Source organism: Anabaena sp. UHCC 0399 (genome assembly GCF_034931465.1).
Taxonomy (GTDB): Bacteria; Cyanobacteriota; Cyanobacteriia; order Cyanobacteriales; family Nostocaceae; genus Trichormus; species Trichormus minutissimus.
The window spans coordinates 141,110-159,097 of the sequence record NZ_JAYGGZ010000010.1; the positions used below are offsets into that span (position 1 = coordinate 141,110).

15 protein-coding genes and 1 pseudogene are annotated in these 17,988 nt (G+C 40.2%); 10 read left to right on the top strand and 6 right to left on the bottom strand.

Annotation, left to right across the window (positions count from 1 at the left end; all coding sequences use genetic code 11):
• The first annotated feature begins 30 nt into the window (after positions 1-30).
• On the top strand, positions 31-324 hold the full coding sequence (locus VB693_RS08125) for a ferredoxin (protein ID WP_190707183.1): 294 nt from the start codon (positions 31-33) through the stop codon (positions 322-324).
• 227 nt (positions 325-551) lie between these two features.
• Here VB693_RS08125 and VB693_RS08130 read toward each other — a convergent pair whose 3' ends face one another.
• A complete protein-coding gene (locus VB693_RS08130; protein ID WP_323265817.1) occupies positions 552-2,216 on the bottom strand; it encodes a SpoIID/LytB domain-containing protein in 1,665 nt (554 codons plus the stop codon).
• Between the two features lie 115 nt (positions 2,217-2,331).
• Between VB693_RS08130 and VB693_RS08135 the strand changes: the two genes are divergently transcribed.
• From VB693_RS08135 to VB693_RS08150, 4 genes are all read left to right on the top strand, one after another.
• Complete coding sequence (locus tag VB693_RS08135; protein WP_323265818.1) at positions 2,332-2,595, top strand: sulfiredoxin; 264 nt, start codon at positions 2,332-2,334, stop codon at positions 2,593-2,595.
• A 119-nt stretch (positions 2,596-2,714) separates the two neighbouring features.
• The gene (locus tag VB693_RS08140) at positions 2,715-3,206 is read left to right on the top strand and encodes a Dps family protein (RefSeq protein WP_190707175.1); all 492 of its coding nucleotides are present in this window, start codon (positions 2,715-2,717) and stop codon (positions 3,204-3,206) included.
• A gap of 69 nt (positions 3,207-3,275) precedes the next feature.
• Positions 3,276-3,923 carry a nucleotide exchange factor GrpE gene (grpE, locus tag VB693_RS08145; RefSeq protein WP_323265819.1) on the top strand — a complete coding sequence of 216 codons (648 nt, stop codon included), beginning with the start codon at positions 3,276-3,278 and terminating at the stop codon, positions 3,921-3,923.
• Positions 3,924-4,672: 749 nt separating this feature from the next.
• Positions 4,673-4,999, top strand: coding sequence for an STAS domain-containing protein (locus VB693_RS08150; protein WP_190707170.1), 327 nt, complete (start codon positions 4,673-4,675; stop codon positions 4,997-4,999).
• Here VB693_RS08150 and VB693_RS08155 read toward each other — a convergent pair.
• The 3 genes from VB693_RS08155 to VB693_RS08165 form a co-directional block, all read right to left on the bottom strand.
• On the bottom strand, positions 4,996-6,132 hold the full coding sequence (locus VB693_RS08155) for a PP2C family protein-serine/threonine phosphatase (protein ID WP_323265820.1): 1,137 nt from the start codon (positions 6,130-6,132) through the stop codon (positions 4,996-4,998). The genes VB693_RS08150 and VB693_RS08155 overlap by 4 nt on opposite strands.
• 224 nt (positions 6,133-6,356) lie before the next feature.
• Positions 6,357-7,124, bottom strand: a complete 768-nt coding sequence (locus VB693_RS08160) for a DUF1350 family protein (protein ID WP_323265821.1) — start codon at positions 7,122-7,124, stop codon at positions 6,357-6,359.
• Between the two features lie 113 nt (positions 7,125-7,237).
• A complete protein-coding gene (locus tag VB693_RS08165) occupies positions 7,238-7,978 on the bottom strand; it encodes a hypothetical protein (protein ID WP_323265822.1) in 741 nt (246 codons plus the stop codon).
• A 662-nt stretch (positions 7,979-8,640) separates the two neighbouring features.
• On the opposite strand from VB693_RS08165, the gene VB693_RS08170 reads away from it, so the two are divergent.
• Positions 8,641-10,296, top strand: a complete 1,656-nt coding sequence (locus VB693_RS08170) for a fasciclin domain-containing protein (RefSeq protein WP_323265823.1) — start codon at positions 8,641-8,643, stop codon at positions 10,294-10,296.
• A gap of 675 nt (positions 10,297-10,971) precedes the next feature.
• On the top strand, positions 10,972-11,889 hold the full coding sequence (locus tag VB693_RS08175; protein ID WP_323265824.1) for a restriction endonuclease: 918 nt from the start codon (positions 10,972-10,974) through the stop codon (positions 11,887-11,889).
• Positions 11,890-11,938: 49 nt separating this feature from the next.
• On the opposite strand, the pseudogene VB693_RS08180 reads toward VB693_RS08175, so the two are convergent.
• Positions 11,939-12,205, bottom strand: a pseudogene (locus VB693_RS08180) (DUF4351 domain-containing protein); the annotation flags it as partial.
• Between the two features lie 10 nt (positions 12,206-12,215).
• Positions 12,216-13,424, bottom strand: coding sequence for a glycosyltransferase (locus VB693_RS08185; protein ID WP_323265825.1), 1,209 nt, complete (start codon positions 13,422-13,424; stop codon positions 12,216-12,218).
• 187 nt (positions 13,425-13,611) lie between these two features.
• Here VB693_RS08185 and shc point away from each other — a divergent pair, with 187 nt between their 5' ends.
• The 3 genes from shc (at position 13,612) to VB693_RS08200 (ending at position 17,931) form a co-directional block, all read left to right on the top strand.
• On the top strand, positions 13,612-15,528 hold the full coding sequence (shc, locus tag VB693_RS08190) for a squalene--hopene cyclase (RefSeq protein ID WP_323265826.1): 1,917 nt from the start codon (positions 13,612-13,614) through the stop codon (positions 15,526-15,528).
• 217 nt (positions 15,529-15,745) lie between these two features.
• Positions 15,746-17,074 (top strand): hypothetical protein, encoded by a 1,329-nt coding sequence (locus VB693_RS08195; RefSeq protein WP_323265827.1) that lies wholly within the window; start codon positions 15,746-15,748, stop codon positions 17,072-17,074.
• Between the two features lie 344 nt (positions 17,075-17,418).
• Positions 17,419-17,931 (top strand): transposase, encoded by a 513-nt coding sequence (locus VB693_RS08200; RefSeq protein ID WP_323265828.1) that lies wholly within the window; start codon positions 17,419-17,421, stop codon positions 17,929-17,931.
• Positions 17,932-17,988 lie beyond the last annotated feature (57 nt).

Consider the following 17,988-nt stretch of genomic DNA (forward strand, 5'->3'; position numbering starts at 1 on the left):
CTGCCGTCCGCAAAAAAGAGGATTACTCAAATGGCAACCTTTAAAGTTACACTAGTCAACGGTGACGATACAACTACCATCGATGTACCCGATGATGAATACATTCTAGATGCAGCTGAAGAGCAAGGTCTTGATCTGCCCTTCTCTTGTCGTGCTGGTGCTTGTTCCACCTGTGCTGGTAAATTGGTTTCCGGTTCAGTAGACCAATCCGATCAATCTTTCTTAGATGACGATCAAATCCAAGCTGGATATGTACTTACTTGTGTTGCATATCCTACTTCTGATGTCACCATCGAAACTCATAAAGAAGAAGAACTCTACTAAGAGTTAGATCGACCAATAATTAAAGGGGTCAGAACATTATTCAGAATAGCCTGCGGTCAGGCTATAGCTATAAAATAACTCCACCCAGAAAAGGATGGAGTTGCTGGTACACAAAAAACCTTTTGTTTACAACTAACTTGACAAAGTGCTAGTTAAAAGTGATGTACCATAAAACAAATGTACTAGCCGATCGCAGCTAATTATTCTGAATCCTGACTCCTTCGTTTCTAGAACTTGATTTCTTCATTGAGCGGTTTAATTTGCGTTCCAGGATAGTAAAATTGCAAAATTTTGTTACTTGACCAACCTAGTTTGGCTAAATTTTGCGCCCCGGTCTGACTCAGTCCCACTCCATGTCCCAAGCCACCACCAATAAAGGCGTATCCCCATAATTCTGTTTTACCTTTATTCAACGGCACTATATAAAACAATGTACTTCTAGGCGCAGCAAAAGCACTACGTACTTCATCCTTATGCAGCGTAAAAGTACCAATATCTGTTTTCACGGCTAGTTCGAGAATCCGTCCGCTTGGACTGCGCTCAGTTATGGCCATGGCCTCAATGTTTTTAAGTTTGGCGTAGGGACTGTTTTTCGCCCGTAAGAATTTCTGTAAGTCTTCAATAATCTTATCTAATGGCGTTTCTTTAGACCAGCGAAACACATTCCATTGACTTTCATTAAATCCCTGTTTGAGGCTAATAAATTGCTGAAAGTTCTTTTCATCGGCGAGACTCTGCTTGGATAAGTCCCATAAATTTGTAGGTGTATCCACAACTGGGCGTAAATAAGGACGATTTTCACCATTCCAAACATCACTAAAGTAAGCTGTCACACCGCCAGTAGTAGAAGAGTAGAGAGCATCCACTAGCTGATTGTTATAAGTTAATACTTCACCTCTAGTAGCTGCGATCGCTTGATCAGTTTTGGTGCTTGTTCCTGTCAGCCCATAATAAACTTGACAGTGCGTATTAGCACATAGCTCATAGTCATCAACAGCAAATCTACGTAAGTTTCTTAAGACGTAAGTCCGAGCCAGAATTGCTTGGGATTCGAGAGATGCTGTTGGTGCAGTTGTACCAATTTCGTGGGGAACAACGCCACGCAAATAAATTTCTAGGGGGACTTGATTGACTAGAGTGTATGTACCATAGGCGTTGGGCTGAAAATTAATTTTGCCTGCGTAAACACGCGTTGTATCTAGTTTTTCGCCTTGCTTTACCCGAATCAAGTTTTTAGTTGTACTAATCTCTACGTTTTGGGGGCTGTAGCGTTTGCCGTTCACTATCCAATTGACTCGCGGTATCGTCGGGGAAACCTGAGTATTAATGAATGCCAACTGATTACCCGTAGATTGTACAGTCTTAAATAACAACCGTCGTAATAAAGGCGTGTTATAAACCTCCCGTTTTGCCCACACTTGCCAACGATCTGGCTGGGCTATTTCTACCTCAATTCCCTGCGATCGCCATTTGTTGGCACTATCTTCCGCCGTTTCGTAAGTGCTGTATGTACCTAAAACTAACACCTCTCCAATGGCTGGACTGGATAACGGTTGCATCACTGTTTCTAGCTGGACAGGATTTGGGGTAATCAGGGTATGTTGTTTGTCCCCTTCTTGAAACCTGAGTTTTAAGCGATCGTCTTTTGTGGGTTCTAGTTGCAGTTTGGCCGCAGGTTCTTGACCAAATCGTTGCACAATCCCAATTCTCAAGTTTAAATCCTTAACTTTGTCTTCAGTACCTGATGCGCCCGTCAATCCCAACAAACTAAAAGTCATCAGCACAGTCAAGGAAAAACGCCAGAATGAATATTTTCTGGCTCTCCGATTCTTAGTTTCGCTGCTAGGCAGCAGTTTTGGTACTTGCTTAGTGGCGTGGTGTTTATGTCGCATGAGCGCTCCCATAATACTCTTATCGGTTTTGCTTGCCGAAAAAGTTGCAAAACGAAGTCATAATGAGTATGATTTATCTATGGATACGAAACAGAATTTAGTGGGGTAATTCCTCATGGTTAGGATACAAGCAATTCCATTAAATCAAATTCACAGGCCATTGCCCCGTAGCAACGATGCCAACAAAGTGCAAACCTTAATGGAATCGATTGCGGCGATCGGACAGCAAGAACCCATTGATGTCCTAGAAGTAGATGGACAATATTATGGCTTTTCTGGTTGTCATCGGTATGAAGCCTGCCAACGTTTGGGTAAAGAAACCATTTTAGCTAGAGTCCGTAAAGCTCCACGTAGTGTTCTGAAGATGCACTTGGCATAGGGACTGAGTGAGGACTAGGGAAGTATGAATATCCTGAACTTAACCTTTGTCCGTTAATCTTTATTTCATACCCCATGCCCAATGCCCCAATACATCATTACTCAATTAGGAGAAAATTCATGTCATCTGAAGCAACAATTAAAAATATAAATATCGGCATTGATGATGCCAACAGAGCCAAGATTGCCGAAGGCTTATCTCGGATGTTAGCCGACACCTACACGCTTTATCTAAAAACTCATAACTTCCATTGGAATGTGAAGGGGCCAATGTTTCAAACATTGCACCTGATGTTTGAGACTCAATATACAGAGTTGGCTTTAGCAGTCGATTTAATTGCTGAGAGAATCAGGGCTTTAGGTTATCCCGCACCCGGAACTTACAGCGAATATGCCAAACTCAGCTCCATTGCTGAAACTTCTGGCGTACCTAAAGCCACTGATATGATTCTTTTATTAGTGGAAGGGCAAGAAGCTGTAGTCAGAACTGCGCGATCGATTTTTCCTGTGGTTGACGAAGTGAACGACGAACCCACCGCCGATTTATTAACTCAACGGATGCAAGTCCATGAAAAAACTGCTTGGATGTTGAGAAGTTTGCTGGAAGAATAGGAATTAGGGAATGGGGGAAGGTAAAATTGTTCTCTCTATTTTTTTCCTAATCCCCGATCCCCAATTATCATGTTCAATTGCGATCGCACTCCTCAGTTGCAAAACTTAATGCAACAGGTAGGTATTTCTAGTTTTAAAGCCTTAAGTCGTGCGGCTGGCGTTTCCGAACGGCAAATACTGCGGTTACGCCAGGGGAAACTAGAACAGATGCGATTGGATGTACTGCTGAAGTTATGCCACGTGCTACAAATACCCTTGAGCGAACTAGTTGCCAGTTTTTTAGTGTCGAGTCCCAGTCCCCAGCCCCCAGTCCCCAGTACCCAAGAAATTGCCGATTTAAAAAAAGAATACGAGCGATCGCAATTACAACTAGAACAGCAGCGAGAAATATTGCTCCAAGAGTTCCAGCAGTCGAGTTTACAACTGCTGGAATCTTTATTATTACAATGGCCGACAGCCGCCCAAAAAGCGCAAGAGAATCCCCAACTAGCCGCAGTCAAAATCTTGCCTTTAGTACAAAAACCTTTAGAAAAATTATTACAAGCCTGGGGATTAGAAGCGATCGCACCTGTAGGGGCAGAATTACCCTATAATCCCCAACTGCATCAATTATTGGCAGGAACTGCACAACCAGGAGAAATAGTCAAAATCCGCTACACTGGCTATCTCCAAGGTGACAAGTTACTTTATCGTGCCAAAGTCAGTCCGATTGAGTAAATATTGGGCATAGGGCATGAGCATTGGGAATTGGGGTAAAATCTCCTTTTTTCCCCTAAACCCCTACACATCAGTTACCGATTAGAAATTTAAGATATTGGGAATACTAAAAGATAGTAGTGTATCTAACTTCCAGTACCAGCAGTTGTTAACCTGATCAATGGGGATTTATGTATAAAAAAGTATGCAAGACAAACAAGTCCTTTACTGAACCTCTGGAACTCACTAGCGATCATCACAATGTACGCCATAAGAAGGATCTATCTCTAGTCTTTTGACTTCGGATCAATTTTGAGTTTTGATAATTTCAAGGGATTCAGAAAATTTATGAATTTTTAGCTGAGGTTTTAAAAGTTTTGTCGAGATATTATCATTTTGGCACAAGATATACAAAATTTGATGATGAAACTAAGTTATGTTCATATCTCTTACTTATACAAATGACCAAAAGGAGACTACATATGCCAAGTATGGAAATACATAATAAATCTAAATTTCTTAATTACCAATTGCTAACTAAAATATCCTTGATTCGAGTAATAGTTTGAGGTTGGTATATGATAATGTTCCTGAAAATACAATTTATGTATTATAACTTGGGCTTTAAATTAGTTTCTATTATCAGAGATTACTTATGAGTTAATTTACTACTTTTGGTTTACTAATTTATTCTCAATGAATGTAGCTAATTGCTATATAATGGTTGCAAAATTATGACATCTCTGACGTGTAATTTGGTTAAAAATACAATGAATCAAGACGTAAAAGTTATTAAACTCTCTGGAATTATCAATACAGCTAACTCCTTAGAGTTAAGAGAAAACATCACTAATCTTCTAGACAGTGGAGTAGGAATTATTTTAATCGATTGTCAAGAAGTAACTTTTATGGATAGTTCGGCTTTGGGGTCTTTGGTATTAGCTTTTAAAACCCTGAGAGCAGCAGGGACAAAGCTATTTCTTTGCTCGATTAATGAGCAAGTAAGAATATTATTTGAACTGACTGGCATGGATAAAGTTTTTGAAATTTTCAAGAGTCAAGATGAATTTAATCAAACTATCCTATCTAGAAACTAGTCAAACTTGACTTGCAGAATTGATAAATCATCTTCAAAAATTTCTTTGCAGTTCAGCGCAGTGAGGTAGTTCAAGACATGATCAAGTTGATAATCAGCAGTACGATGGACACTAGTAAGAATCTGCACGAAAGCATCTAGATTCCAGAGTGTGCCATCTGGTTTAGTGATTTCGTAAGCACCATCACTAAAAATATAAAGACTACTGAATTGTTTTACATTACAGGAAGCATCAATATATTGCGCTTCTGGAAACATCCCAACTGGCATACCAGGAGTTCTCAAAAGTTGAACTTCATTGCTAGTTGGAGATGTTCCAGATATCAAGATTGCTGGTGGATGTCCAGCACTGGCATAAGTTAACTTTCGTGTGACTCGGTTATAAACTCCATACCAAATAGTAAAATATTTGTCATTTTGATAATTCATCTGAAAGGTTTCATTTAAACCTTTGAGGACATCACTGGGTTGATAGTAATTGAGGCTTTTGAGAGCGCGAGAACGCAAAATATTCAGCACGGAAATTGAAGGGAGAGTGGCTTTGAGTCCATGTCCAGCCGTGTCTAGTAGATAAATGGCGATCGCATCATTATCTAACCAGTAATAATCAAAACAATCACCCCCAAGTTGTCGAGACGGGATAAATCGAGAATTAATGGTAAAGGGTTCAGTCATCGGTTCAGGTAGAAGCGATCGCACATATTCGGCAGCTTCCGTTAGCTGTTCTTCTAAAAGCAACTTTTGAGTTTGTAAATCTCGACTCAACTGATGTAGTCTTAATCCCGCTCTCACCCTAGCTTGCAGTTCATTTTGTTCAATCGGTTTGGTGATAAAATCATCAGCACCAGCATCCAAACCTTTGACGCGATCGGACACAGAATCTAAAGATGTTAATACAATAAAGAAGGTAGTAGATAGGTTAGGGTCAGTCTTAATCCGATTACAAACTTCTAACCCATTTAAGCCAGGCATGATCCAATCACAAATAATTAATGCTGGACGGTAAGCTAGTGCTTGAGTAATTCCTTCTTCACCATTATTAACAGCAACTACCTCATAACCCTGTTTTTGTAAAATTCGTTTGAGCAGTATTTGGATTGATTGATCATCATCAATGACAAGTATTTTAAACATCGGTGATTTTGGACAAGGTTAATTAATAGTTAGTTATTACCAATAAGAATAAAAATATTATCAAAATTAATAGTTGAGTATTATCACTAAAAATATAATGCTCAAATATCTCTAATTATCCATCTCTTAGAGAGAATTTGCCTTTTTTTTAACTAAGTCAATAGTTATTGGGCATTGAGCATTGGATTTTTCTCCCCTGTCTCCTGTCCCCTGTCACCTGTCGCCTACGGAGGAGACAGAGGATTCAACCACAAGAGTAGGGAGCGTTTTAGCTGATTTAGGTCACGATATACTTCTTGTCTAAACCACTGTCCCAAAGCATCTAAGGGAGTGAAAGATGCTCCAGTTTGCCATTTGATGTCTTGGCCTAGAGGTGTGGTGTGCGTTCCTGGTAAAATTTGCGCTGTCACCATCTCAGGAAAGCGTGCTTGTAAAATTTTGGTTAAAGCGGCTGATTGATCGAGGTTATCGTTATTAAATTTGATCAGTAAGTTACGGCGGATGTTATAACTTTCCTGGACGATTTTGTTAGTTTCCAATGGTGAGGGAGTAAATTCAATTGTGAAAGCCGAATTAAACTGTTCCACTAGGGGAATAGCATCTTTGGCAGCGTAGTTATTGAAAGATATTAAAATATTGCCTGCGCGTTCTACGGGAAATACACTACCAATGAGCAAGTGGAGTTTGCAACCCATACTATGTCCAAGTCCATAGGTGGGAAGGTATAGTTTGCGTAGCTTGCCAGAATCGTGTAATCGTTCTATCGTGCGATCAAAATTCAGCAGCACAGATTGCGCGATCGCAATATGATCTAACGTATTGACAAAAGGCGTAGCAATAATCACATATCCTTTAGCTGCTATTTGTTCTAATAGCCATCGGTAAGTCAAGTGAGGTGCAGTAGCCACAAATGCACCTCCTAAGAAATGAATGATACCAATCGGGTTTGGGGGAATCAGTACCCAATTACCTCTAATTTCTTTCCAATCCATGCAGGCGATCGCTTTATTCACACTTCTTTATGTTAAAGGGTAGTGGGGGTATTGGGCATAGGGCATAGTGATAAAATCTCACCTGTCCCCTGTCACCTATCACCTGTCACCCGTCACCTATCCTGAGATTGACTCTGTAAGCTTTTCATTTCATGTTGTACATCTAAAGCAATCTGCAATGCCTCATTAAGCAACCGTCCATGTTCAGTAGCTTGTTCTGTAACTTGCATGGCGGTTAAAGTTGCTAAATTATTGGCAAATAACTCTGTATTACCGAGAATAAAATTTTTATTTTCCCTCAAAACTCTTTCTGTCTTTAAAGCCCTAACTAAATCATCTCTTGTTAGTTTTAATGCTGCAATTACTTTTGCTCTTTCTTTGATATTCACCTCTGGATTACCAGCATCTTCTATTTGGTCATTAATGTCTATGGCTTTAATCACAGCATTATATCTATCAACATCATTTAAAAGAGTTTGCAGAGAATGGCTCATATTCTCCTTAAGAATATTGAGTCTTTTTCGCCACCAATAGTACAAACTACATTGGGTAATTCCACTACCCAAAAAACATAGTATTATTAATAACATCCAAGACGGGATTGTGATCCAGTTAGCAAATATCTTAATCAAAATATCCAGGATCAGATAGCTAAATACAAATATAGCAAAGCTCAAGAAAAGTACCGTAGCCCCTTCAGAACCTTTAAGTTTATGGACAATTGTCTTCCCTATCTCTTTTAAAGGATTAATGATGATGACTAGTTCATCCTTAACAGGTAAATTAGTCAACTTTTGCAGTTCCTTTTGACTAATCTCTAAGCCCTGTAAATCATTACGCACAGTTTTCCCCATTTTCACCATTATAGTGATTATTTAATACAATATAACAATCAAATTTATAGATGGCTAATCATGCAGGTATTTTGTCTATTTTTTTAACTTTAATTAATCTTCACATACAAAACTGTGGATGCTGTGTTATCTGATACTTTAAAATAAATAATATAGCTGCTAATTCGCAATAATAATTACCGAAAAAACATATTTAATAGTAATATTTAATTAAAATTTTTAACCTATAATTAATCTACGTAAAAAGAATAAATATATTTTTACTATGAGCTATTACCACATTAAAAAAGCCTGAATTGCTAATTAATAATTGAGTGTTTACGAATGTGATCAACTATCTAAAGGATGAAAGTGAGGCATAAAAATTTAGCCTTTAGCTAGTTGTGCATTCCAAGTTATCAGGGAAGAATTAGAGGTAACAGAGCTTTATCTCTGTTATCTAAAACACAGTTGTTATTTCATATCAGGATCAATGAATTTAGGTTGTCAAATATTTATTTACCACCAAAATCTATATTTTCGAGCGATGTCTGTTCAGATCAAAACATCATTTCAATCACATCCTAATCATCAGACATATATTTTTTAGATGTAGTTACGCATTTGAACATTGGCGAAAATCTAATAGACCGATTGAAAAAAAATAATTTTTCCTGGAGGATATGTTCGTGAATAATTTCTTTTGCTGGTCATCAGCAAGTGCCAATTTGCTAGCTTTAGGAGTAGCGGCGGCTACAATTTCTCCTGTGATGATTTCTCAGGTGGCTTTAGCTCAAAATACAGTTCCTGCTACAACTACAGCCACTAGTTTTGGTGATGTGAGTGCAGATTATTGGGCGAGTCCATTTATTCAAACCCTGGCTCAAAGAAATATTATTGCTGGTTTTCCCGATGGCACATTTAAGCCAAACCAATCAGTGAGTCGGGCAGAATTTGCCACAATGATCCAGAGGGCTTTTAACCAACAACCTGTCAGACAATTAGGTGCAGACGGATTTACAGATGTACCGGCGAACTACTGGGCAAATGCTGCCATTAGAGAAGCATACGAAACTGGATTTATGGCAGGCTATCCGGGAGATGTATTTTTACCCAATCAACAGATTCCCAAAGTGCAGGCGATCGCAGCTTTAGCTAATGGTTTAGGCTTAGAATCTAGCAATTCGGCATCAAATGTAGTGAATACTTACTATACAGATGCTTCAGCGATTCCTGATTATGCTGTGAATGCTGTGGCGGCGGCAACACAAGCCAATATGGTTGTGAGTTATCCCAATGTCGCACAACTCAATCCCCAACAGTCGTTGACTCGTGCAGAAGCAGCAGCACTGTTATATCAAGCGTTAGTCAAGCAAGGACAGGTGCAACCTATTGCTAGCAACGTTGCAGCCACTAACTATATAGTAGGTCAAGCAACTGGCAATACTCAAACTGGCAATGACATCGTTTCTATAGCTGCGGCTAGTAATTCTTTTAGTACCTTAACTTCTTTACTCAAGGCAGCAGGGTTAGCTGATACCTTACAACAACCAGGCCCTTATACAGTTTTTGCACCCACCAATGAAGCCTTTGCTGCTTTGCCTGCTGGTACTTTACAACAATTACAGCAACCTGAAAACAGAGAATTACTGGTTAAGATATTGACATATCATGTAGTTCCTGGTCAGTTAACAGCTAATCAACTCTCATCTGGGGAATTAAAAACTGTTGAAAATTCGCCCGTAAATATTCAAGTTGATAGTGCCAACAATCAGATTGCAGTCAACGAAGCTAGAGTGATTCAACCAAATATCCAAGCTAGTAACGGGGTGATATATGCCATTAACCAAGTTCTGATTCCACCTAACCTTACCAGTCAACAACCACAAGCACCTGCACCTACTAACGGTGTGACACCAGGGAGAGCTACCCGTGGCGGCTCTAGTTATGTAGGAGTAGCTGGTAATATTGGCTTGGGTGGTGATACCGCTCTGAGTGAAAGTAACTTTGCCGTAATCAGCAAGATTGGTCTTACCCGGACTTTATCAGTGCGTCCATCAGCAGTATTTGGGAACGATACAGTATTTCTCGTACCTGTAACTTATGATTTTACCCCCCGTGAAGTAGAACCTGGCGTTGTGCAACAGTTTTCTGTATCGCCTTATGTTGGTGCTGGTGTAGCGATTGAAGCTAGTGGCGATGCTGATATTGGTTTGCTGCTAACTGGTGGTGTTGACGTTCCTTTGGGGAATCGCTTTACACTAACGGGTGCTGTTAATGCAGCTTTTGTTGATGAAACTGATGTTGGCTTGTTATTAGGAGTGGGTTACAATTTCTAATTCGTAATTGCCTGTATTGATTTTTGAATTAGGGAGTAGGGAAGAATTATTTTTGAGTAGGAGCGGGTTTAAAAATAGCATCAATTATTAATTAACGCCGTGTGCAACTCTCTTTAAAACCTAACCCCCAACCCCTTCCCTACCTTCTCTACGTTCCCTGCGGGACGCTAACGCGTTCACGCAGTGTTCCGAAGGAAACGCGGAGCGTGTCGTAGACAAGGAATGGGAGAAAGAATCAAAGCCTCTCTCCTTGCAGGCTACAGTGTACACACAAGTTGCTGCATCGACATTGCTAATGTATCGCCTGACATTGTTAATGTATCACTTGACATTGCTAATGTATCACTTGACATTGCCAATGTATCACTTGACATTGCCAATGTATCACTTGACATTGTTAATGTATCGACTAACTATCTTGTGTGTACACAGTAGCTCCTTGCAGGGGAGAGGTACTCTGCGGGTTCGCGGTAGCGTCTGTCTACGACACGCTACGCGAACGTAAGAGAAGCAAGCTATAGAGAGGGGTTTCAAGAATAAGTCGCACATCGCGTTAATTATGATCTTGGTGAACCCGTGACTACTTCTCTTTTACATTGGGCGTACTTTTAATTTGCCAATTTAAGTATAAATTGCTATCTTCCAGTAAGATTTTATTCTTACTGAAAAGAGTGTATGCCCATTCCTGACTACCAAGCCATAATGCTGCCGTTGCTGAAATTGACTACCGACCAAAAGGAACATTCATTACGGGAAGCAATTGAGGCTCTGGCTGATTACTTCCAATTAACCGAAGCACAACGAAAAGAACTACTACCTAGCGGTCGCCAAGCAACTTTTGATAATCGTATAGGATGGGCGCGTACTTATTTGAAGAAAGCAGGATTAATAAAGTCAACTAAGCGAGGTTATTTTCAGATAACTAATAGAGGATTAGATATTATCACATCCAATCCTGTTGAAATTAATGCTGAATTTCTCAATCAGTTTCCTGAATTTATAGAATTTAAAAATTATCCTCAACAATCAGATAAACCTATATCTAATGGAAGTGAAGCCGACCTAGATACAACTCGCACACCAGAAGAAAGTTTAGAGATTGCTATTGAAAAACTGACACAAGACTTAGTATCAGATTTGCTACAAACAATTAAAACTTCTTCTCCAGCTTTCTTTGAAAAACTGGTGGTAGATTTATTAGTTAAAATGGGGTATGGTGGCACTCGAAAAGACGCAGGAAAAACAGTTGGTCGCAGTGGTGATGGCGGAATAGACGGTATTATCAATGAAGACCGATTAGGGCTAGATGTAATTTATATCCAAGCTAAACGCTGGGAAAATTCTGTTGGTCGTCCTGAAATTCAAAAATTTGCTGGTGCTTTGCAAGGGTTTCGAGCTAAAAAAGGTGTATTTATTACAACATCAACGTTTACCGGTGAAGCTAAAGATTACGTTTCCCGAATTGACACCAAAATTATCTTAATTGATGGTGAAATATTGACTCATTTAATGATTGAAAATAATGTTGGTGTTACACCTTTTGCTGTATATGAAATCAAAAAAGTTGATTCAGACTACTTTACAGATAGCTAAAATAACTTTTAATACTCCTAATTACAGTTTTTTAAATAGTTAAACAGAGTTAATTGGTTATATTCTGCTCCAACCAAGCCACTAAGTCAGACACATTGACAAAATCTAAAAATTCTTCTCCCAATACTTCTAACTGTTCAGTAGATAAGACTTGAATGCGCTCAATTATTGATGAATCTATTTCTCCAAATCGCCGATTTAACTGACGATTCAAAAAACGCAAAGCTTCTTTTTGCTCTCCTTTTTTCTCTCCCTTCTGCAAAATATCCTGATAAATCACTGATTCTTGCATAATATCCTCGCTCAATAATTTTTGATTGCTGATTTTATCCCGGATACACTCTACCTTTCCACGCGCCGCCGCGTCCTTGCCAATGGCGTAATGCAGAATCTATAGTCATGAGGGTGTAGAGAAATGCGATCGCAGGTAAACTAAAAGCAAAGACAGGTGAACATCGATAAAAACGAACCGTGGGAAAATAAGCCAACGTCATCAACAGCCATGTTAATAAACTTGTGATGGCAATTAATTGATTCCCCAGCAATACACCGATAATTAAACCTATAGGCGGAACTAGATAAATTAAGGTCATCGCCACCACAGTTCCCAGCAGTAACCAGGGAGAATAATTCAATTGAGTGTAAGCAGTCCGCGCCACCATATCCCAAATTGTTTTCAAAGATGGATAAGGACGCAAACTGCGAGTGAGGGAACTCAAGCCAAGCCAGATTTTTCTAGAGGGAGTGGGGGAAGATGAGAGAGAAACACTACCTTGTCCCCAATCCCCAGTCCCCTTAACAGCTTGAGCTAAGGCGCAGTCATCGATTAAAGCTTGGCGAATGACTTGAAAACCGCCAATTCTCTCTAATGCTTCTCGGCGAATGAGGATAGAACCACCAGCCGCCGCCGCCGTTTGATTTTTGGGGTTATTCACCCAACGAAAGGGATAGAGTTTTTGAAAGAAAAACACAAATGCAGGTATTAACAGTTTTTCCCAAAAGCTTTGACATCTCAGTCTTACCATGACCGATGCTAAATCTAAATCTTCTTGTTCGGCTTTAACAACCAGTCGCCGCAAATTATTGACATCATGCTCAATATCTGCATCTGTGAAGAAAAAATAATCTGGTGTTAATGTTTTGGCGTTTTGAATGCCTTGCTCTACTGCCCAAAGTTTACCAGACCAACCAGGTGGTAGGGATTCACTAGAGATAATATTTAATTGCTCGGCTTTATTCACAGCGTGGGCAACCCCTTCAGCAAAGGCGGCTGTACCATCTGTACTATGATCATCTACTAAGAATACATGAAACTCACCGGGGTAGTCTTGGAGTAAAAGCGATCGCAGTGAGATTGGTAACAATTCCGCTTCATTACGCGCCGGAACTACTGCACACACTTTAGGTAGGGATTGTAACGCAGGTTCAATCGTCTCTAGTTGCTGATCTAACCGCCAAAACTGCCCCCGCAAAGTTAATAATCCTAACCAAATCAATAAAGATAATAATGTTAGCCCCAAAATAAATGCACCCATATCGCTCCAGTTCAAAATTGCCAAACTATTGATGATTTTTGCTGTTAGTTAGGGATTTTTGCTCTTTTCAACACATGAAATTACTTCTAATTCTTTATGCCTCAAACACAATACAATATTTGCTAATTACGGGAAAAATTTTTTCCTTGTACTGCCGTATTCATAGCTAAATGTTGAGTAGGATTTGATGCAGACACAAGACAGGTTAGAAGTCAATCAACTTGCACAAGCGATCGCAGCTAGTCAAAAATATTTGCTATCACTGCAAAATCCGGCTGGTTACTGGTGGGCTGAGTTAGAGTCTAATGTCACTATCACGGCTGAGGTGGTCTTACTCCACAAAATTTGGGGAACAGATACAACCAGACCTCTGCACAAAGCCGCAACATATCTGCGTTCCCAGCAACGGCAGCACGGAGGTTGGGAATTATTTTATGATGATGGCGGAGAACTCAGCACATCGGTTGAGGCGTATATGGCTTTGCGGTTGCTTGGTGTCCCTGCAACTGACCCAGACATGATCCGGGCGCGATATTTCATCATCCAACGGGGCGGCATTAGTAAAACGCGCATCTTTACTAAGTTTCACTTGGCTTTAGTGGGTTGTTATGACTGGCGTGGTTTGCCTTCTCTGCCTGCTTGGGTAATGCTGTTACCTAAAGAGTTCCCCGTCAATATCTATGAAATGTCCAGTTGGGCGCGGTCTAGCACTGTCCCATTGTTGATTGTTTTCGACCGTAAACCTGTTTTTAGCACCAACCCCAGCATCAATCTTGATGAGTTATACGCTGAAGGTGTGGAGAATGTCCGGTGGGAGTTACCCCGCAGTGGCGACTGGACAGATTTATTCCTCACCTTAGATACAGGATTTAAGTTTGCAGAAAGCCTAAACTTCATCCCTTTTAGAGAGGAAGGTATCAAAGCCGCAGAACAATGGATTTTAGAACGCCAAGAAGCTACAGGGGACTGGGGGGGAATTATTCCCGCCATGCTGAATTCTATGTTGGCTTTGCGGTGTCTCGATTATGACCCCAGTGACCCCATTGTAGAACGGGGTTTGCAAGCTATTGATAACTTTGCGATTGAAACAGAGCATAGTTACTGTGTTCAGCCTTGTGTGTCGCCGGTTTGGGATACAGCCTGGGTAATGCGGGCATTTGTTGACTCTGGGATTGCACCGGATCATCCAGCTATAGTTAAGGCGGGAGAATGGTTATTACAAAAGCAAATTCTTGATTATGGTGATTGGATAGTCAAAAATCCCCAAGGTAAACCGGGGGCTTGGGCGTTTGAGTTTGACAATCGTTTTTACCCAGATGTCGATGATACGGCTGTGGTAGTCATGGCATTATATCGGGCGCAGTTACCTAATGAACAATTAAAACACAGAGCCTGCGATCGCGCCCTCAAATGGGTTGAGTCTATGCAGTGTAAACCTGGCGGTTGGGCTGCTTTTGATATCGACAATGACCAAGATTGGCTCAACGCTGTACCTTACGGCGATTTGAAAGCCATGATAGACCCCAACACGGCTGATGTTACCGCCAGAGTTTTAGAAATGCTAGGGGTGTGTAATTTATCTATTACACCTCACAACCTAGAACGGGCATTTAGTTATCTGTTGAACGAACAAGAACCGGAAGGTTGTTGGTTTGGGCGTTGGGGAGTAAATTACATTTACGGTACAAGTGGCGTTCTCTCAGCCTTAGCTGCAATTGCGCCGCAAAGGTATCAACGCCAAATCGCACAGGGTGCAGCTTGGTTAGTTAGCTGTCAAAACCCCGATGGTGGTTGGGGTGAAACTTGTCGTAGTTACAATGATCCTAGTCTTAAAGGTAAAGGACGTAGCACCCCATCCCAAACAGCTTGGGCAATAATTGGCTTGATAGCAGCCGGGGAAGCTACTGGTAAATTTGCCTGTGAGGCTATGGAAAAGGGAATTAGCTATTTGGTGTCAACGCAAAAGTCAGATGGTAGTTGGTTTGAGGCAGACTTTACTGGTACTGGCTTCCCTGGTCACTTTTATTTGAAGTATCACTTTTATCAACAGTATTTTCCTCTCATTGCCCTAGGTCGGTATCAAGTAATAGGGGATAAGGTATAGGGATTGGGATGTCGGGGTTTACCGGGATTTCTCATTCGTGAGAAATCCCAGTTATGACATTATTTTTTCCTAGAAACGCAAAGTTTGCTCTACAGGCGTTATAACTTGTCAATAAGTCAACCTGCTCAATGTATATTATGATAAATCTAGCTGTTGCTAGATGCCGTGATTCTCTCCTGAGCCTTAATCTACAGCTATTGTACCGAGAGACAGACTTGTGGATAGGATATTAGAGCGATCGCACGAACTCAAGCAAGCTTTATTAGATTTCGTTTTGGATGCAGAAGGGGAACTAGCACAAGCATTAGAAACCTATGCAGCAGAACAGTCACGCCATCGTAGTGGAGATAGTACACAGCAAGACTTAAATATTGATAGCTTTCTGGTTGAAGGGAGAGTTGGAGAGCAATCACCAATAGATTTATTTATTCAACAGTATACAGACATTACAGAGAGCGATCGCCTGCTACTCCAGAATTGGCATCAGAGTTTTATGGGATTATTTGCTATTACGAAAATTGAGAATGATAGTTTAGAGTTAAAAAATTGGTTGACAGATAAATATTATTTTCTTAAACCAAATAATAACCAAACATTACAGGCGATTTCACGATTAAAACTAGACGAAATATTATTAACCAGAATTGCACCTATTACTGATGGCTACTGGACATTTTTTGGACAATACACCCTCTTGGGTAAATTGGGTAAACCAAAATTAGCTGTAGCTATTGGGAACTTTAAGGAAAACTATAAAAATCATCTTTACAGTGATGCGCCAGACTTACTAGAAGCAGCTTGGCAGTCTGTATCCCAATACCATGAGCAGTTTATTGAATTTTTCAGTAGTGATGAAATTACACTGCCTGGATATCAACTTAATCAAAAAATTGGTGAATTTCAAGAGTTAACCACCGATAAATGCTTTGCTGCACTAGGAATTGATCAAAATAAGTCTCTAAGTGAGTTAGCAGCAGAAACTGGTGTTTCTGAAGCAGACATTCAAGCAGCAGCCAAAGAAACTGGTGCTGATGCCAAATTACTTTCGCAGGTATTTAATAATAAAAATGGCAGCAGTAAAATGGTGATGCCAAAGGTTGATTTACCTGCGGAACTAAAAAAAGCTGAACAAGTAACCGCGATTTCTCATCCCCGTTGGGGACAGATGTTTTTAGCAACTTATAGTAAATTCCAAACACTATTAACAGCAGAAAATTGGCAAAATGTTGATGGTTCTGAAAAACTAATTCGTCATTACCTCGAAGATAAAAGTATTAATGCTTTTATTTGGCATCGTTTAGCCCAAAATCATCCCAATTCTTTAGAACATATACTACAAGATTACTTACAATGTCCAGAATTTAACCTTGCCATTGACTTAGACAAATTGCTGCAAGAGTTCAATAAACCCCTCAATCCAGATTTACCAGAAATTGCCAGTGTACCCCTACATCTGCACGAATTATTTCAAGCTGCTGTCGTCGAAGTTCATAAATCTAGACCCAAGGCTAAGGGCAAACAAAAGCCAGTGAAAGGTTTTCAATAATTTGTCTTAAAAAGTGTATCTAATTCGGGTTCGCTAAAAAAGAAAGACAAGGTGACAGTTTCTAGATTAGATTATCAGACCAGAGAAGTATATTCAGGTGCAAGACAATGTACTGAGGGCTTGCTGAAAAAGTCGTGGAAAAACCTGAGAAGAATTGAGTAGGTAGTCAGGCAGTCAAAAAGATAAGTTTTTTTGTCTAAAATTTACCAAATTATCAGGTTTGCTAATAACTGGAGTTTAGACTAAATAGCCTGTGCCTCAAGAAAAAAATAAGGGGTGTGCTTGAACACAGTCCCCTTATTAGCAGAACCTGAGAGAAGAACCACCAACTCTCGTCTGCCAACATGAAAAGTGACAAATTAAAAGAATTTCGTCAAGCGGCGTACAAGTATTTAGGTCGAGCGCATGACGCGACTTTTGAACTGACGGATGCAATATTGCTGACGCGAAACGCCTACAGTTTGGCAGATTTATCGCTATCCCCAGTATTTAGACGGAAGTGGCCAAGCATTTACGAGGCATTACAAGATTGCAGACCACAGCGACAAAAATTAATGCCGTTATACATCAAACAGATGCCAACACAAGGTCGTCCGTTGTTAGCAGGCGACCATACAGCGTGGTCACGCCCAGATGCGATAACGCTACAAGAAAGGACAATAGAACACAGCACTGTGACAATAGCAGGAAACAAACCAATTACTGTTGGTCAAGGATATAGCACGATTGCTTGGATACCAGAACAGCAGGGCAGTTGGGCATTACCTCTAAGACATGAGAGAATTACCAGTTGGGAAAACCCGATACAGAAAGCCGCTTGGCAACTACAACAGTCCACACAAGTCAGCGAACCATAAATCAAAAGACTCCTCCATAAATTAATATGAAGGAGATTTTAAGTATCGTTTCAAAAA